At 68.2% G+C, this 3,702-nt stretch carries 2 protein-coding genes; both read left to right on the forward strand.

Annotated elements, in window-relative coordinates; genetic code table 11:
• A partial coding sequence (locus EN780_RS29655) for a DUF4159 domain-containing protein (RefSeq protein WP_128276069.1) occupies nucleotides 1-2,112 on the forward strand: 2,112 nt, incomplete at its 5' end.
• Between the two features lie 3 nt (nucleotides 2,113-2,115).
• On the forward strand, nucleotides 2,116-3,702 hold a 1,587-nt coding region (locus tag EN780_RS29660), incomplete at its 3' end, for a hypothetical protein (RefSeq protein WP_128276070.1).

Genomic DNA, 3,702 nt, shown 5'->3' on the forward strand with positions numbered 1-3,702 from the left:
GCATTGACCGCGATCCGTCCGCCCGGCGATCCGGCGCCCGCCCAGGTCATCGCCGGCGCCTTCGACGACAAGGGCCGCCGCATCGCTGATGCGACGCTGACCTTCTCGCCCGGCGAAACCACGGCCACCGGCACGATGGCGGTGCCGTTCGAACTGCGCAACGACTTTGCCTCGATCGCGCTCGACGGCGAGCATCAGGCCGGCGCCGTGCGCGTGCTCGACGAGAGCTCCAAACGCCGCCGCGTCGGGCTGTTGTCGCAGTCCGAGGCCGACCAGGCGCAGCCGCTCTTGTCGCCGCTCTACTATATCCGCCGCGCGCTGCAGCCCTTCGCCGATCTGGTCGAGCCGTCGAGCGTCGACCTTGCCGACGCCATCCCGCAATTGCTCGATCAGAAGCCGGCGATGATTGTCATGGCCGATGTCGGCACCATCCCCGAGCAGGTGCGGCCAAAGCTCGCCGACTGGGTCGACAAGGGCGGCACGCTGGTCCGCTTTGCCGGCTCGCGGCTGGCCGCCGCCGGCAATGACGACGACCTCCTGCCGGTCAGGCTGCGCAGCGGCGAGCGCGCGCTGGGCGGCGCGCTGTCCTGGACGACGCCGCAGCCGGTCACCGAATTCCCGAAGACCGGGCCCTTCGCCGATCTTGCCCCGCCGGCCGAGGTCACCGTCACCCGGCAGGTGCTGGCCGAGCCGACGCCCGACATCGTCGAGCGCACCTGGGCGACGCTGGCCGACGGCACGCCGCTGGTCACCGGGCTGAAGAAGGGAAAGGGCACGCTGGTGCTGTTCCACGTCACGCCCGAGGCGACATGGTCGAACCTGCCGATCTCCGGCAGCTTCGTCGAGATGCTGAGGCGCATCGTGCAATTGTCGCGCAACCAGGGAGCCGCCGTCGCCAATGCCGAAGCCGCCGCCACCTCGCTGGCGCCCTACCGCATGATCGCCGCCGACGGCACGCTGGTGCCGCCGACGCCGGACGCAAGGCCGCTGGTGCCGGGCGCCGGTCCGCTGCCGGTGACGATCGAAAACCCGCCGGGCCTCTACGGCTCAGAGACCGGTGTGTTCGCCCACAATCTGCTCGACGCCGCGAGCACCTTCGCGCCGCTGGCCCGGCCCAGCCTTTCGCTGCCAGTGACCAGCATCCAGTACGCCTTCGACGAATCGCGCAATCTGAAGGGCTCGCTGGTCGCGGCGGCGCTGGTACTGATGGTGCTCGACACGCTGGCGGTGTTCTGGATGGGCGGCCTGCTCTCGCGCCGACCCCGGCGCGCCGCAGCGACCACCGCGGCTGCCCTGCTGATCGCGCTTGGCGCGCTTGTCGGCCATGCCGACCTCGCCCGCGCCGATGACGCGAAGCCGGGCGACACGCAGGCGATCGAGGACATCTCGAAGACCCGCATCGCCTATGTGCTGACCGGCGAGCCCGGCGTCGATTCAATCAGCCGCGCCGGACTGGAAGGCCTGACCCGCTTCCTGATCGAGAAGACCGCGCTGGAGCCCGGTGATCCGGCCGGCGTCGACATCGCCAAGGATGAATTGTCCTTCTACCCGCTGATCTACTGGCCGATCGACCCCACCGCCCCGATGCCGAGCGAAACCTCGATCGCCCGCATCGACGCCTATATGCAGCAGGGCGGCACGGTGCTGTTCGATACCCGCGACCAGTTCGCCAACGGCATCGGCGCGAACTCGACCAGCCCGGCAACGGAACGGCTGCGCGACATCCTCGGCAATCTCAACGTGCCGCCGCTGGAGCCGGTGCCTTCGGACCACGTGCTGACCAAATCCTTCTTCATCCTTCCGGAGTTTCCCGGGCGGTTCAACGGCAGCCCGCTCTGGGTCGAGGCCTCGCTCGACGCCAGCAACGCCGAGAACCGTCCGGTGCGCGTCGGCGACGGCGTTTCGCCGATCCTGATCACCGCCAATGATTTCGCCGGCGCCTGGGCGGTGGACGAGAATGGCGACCCGTTGCTGCCGACCGTGCCGGCGGACCCGATGCAGCGGATCTATGCGCTGCGCGCCGGCGTCAACATCATGATGTACATGCTGACCGGCAACTACAAATCCGATCAGGTGCATGTACCTGTCCTGCTCGAACGGCTGGGGCAGTAAGCGATGAACTGGTCGATCTCCTTCGAACCGCTTCTGTCCTGGCCCTGGCTTGCCGCCGTGCTGGCGCCGCTGGCGTTGCTGGCGCTGGTCGGCCTGTGGTTCCGCCAGCGCGGCTCGGTGCTGCGCTTCACAGCCTTGCTGGCGCTCGGCGCCGCGCTGCTCAACCCGGTGTTCCTCGACGAGGAGCGCGACGCGTTGAAGAGCGTCGTCGCCGTCGTCGTCGATCGCAGCCAGAGCCAGGACATCGGCGAGCGTACCAGGCAGACCGACGAAGCGCTCGCCGGGCTGCAGCAGCGGCTTGCCCGCTTCAAGCAGTTCGACGTGCGCGTCGTCGAGGCCGGCAAGTCCGATGCCGCCGAGGAACGCACCGACACCAGGCTGTTCAGCGCGCTGGAAGGCGCCTTCCGCGACGTGCCGCCGTCGCGCATCGGCGGCGCAATCATGATCACCGACGGCGAGGTGCACGACGCACCTGCCGGCGCGCCCGATTTCAATGCGCCGCTGCACGCGCTGATCACCGGCAACGACCACGAGAAGGACCGCCGCATCCGGTTCGAGAACGCGCCGCGCTTCGGCCTCGTCGGCAAGCCGCTCGATATGACCTACCGGGTCATCGCCACCGGCGATCAGGCCGGTCAGGTCGATGTCCGCGTCTCGATCAATGGCGAGCAGGTCTCGGTCGAGCGCGCCACGATCGGCCAGACGATGCCGCTGCAGGTCACCGTTCCCAACGCCGGCCGCAACATCATCGAGCTCGCCATCGATCACGAGCCGGGCGAGCTGACCGATGCCAACAACCGCGCCATCGCCCTGGTCGACGGCATCCGTGAGAATCTGCGCGTGCTGCTCGTCTCGGGCGAGCCGCATGCGGGCGAGCGCACCTGGCGCAACCTTTTGAAGTCGGACGCCTCGGTAGACCTCGTCCACTTCACCATTTTGCGGCCGCCGGAAAAGCAGGACGGCACGCCGATCAACGAGCTGTCGCTGATCGCCTTTCCGACGCGCGAATTGTTCGTCGAGAAGATCAAGGATTTCGACCTGATCATCTTCGACCGCTACCAGCACCGCGACGTGCTGCCGATCCTCTATTACGACTACATCTCCGAATATGTCGAAAAGGGCGGCGCGCTGCTGATCGCCGCCGGTCCCGAATATGCCGGCGAGAGCTCGATCGCCCGCACGCCGCTGATGTCGGCACTGCCGGCGATGCCGAGCGGCGAGGTCGTCGACAAGGCCTTCTACCCACGCCTCACCGACCTCGGCCAGCGCCATCCGGTGACGCGTGGCCTCGACGGCTCCAACACCGAACCGCCGCACTGGAGCCGCTGGTTCCGCACCATCGGTGTCAAGAACCCCGAAGGCGAAGTGGTGATGAAGGGCGCCGACAATTTGCCGCTGCTCCTGCTCGACCGCAAGGGCGAAGGCCGCGTCGGCATGCTCTTGTCCGATCAGGGCTGGCTGTGGGCGCGCGGCTTCGAAGGCGGCGGCCCGCATGTCCAGCTGTACCGCCGCATCGCCCACTGGCTGATGAAGGAGCCGGAGCTCGAGGAGGAGCGGCTGACTGCCGACGGACGCGGCATGGTGCTGGAG

It is taken from the genome of Mesorhizobium sp. M4B.F.Ca.ET.089.01.1.1, assembly GCF_004022605.1.
Classification (GTDB): domain Bacteria; phylum Pseudomonadota; class Alphaproteobacteria; order Rhizobiales; family Rhizobiaceae; genus Mesorhizobium; species Mesorhizobium abyssinicae.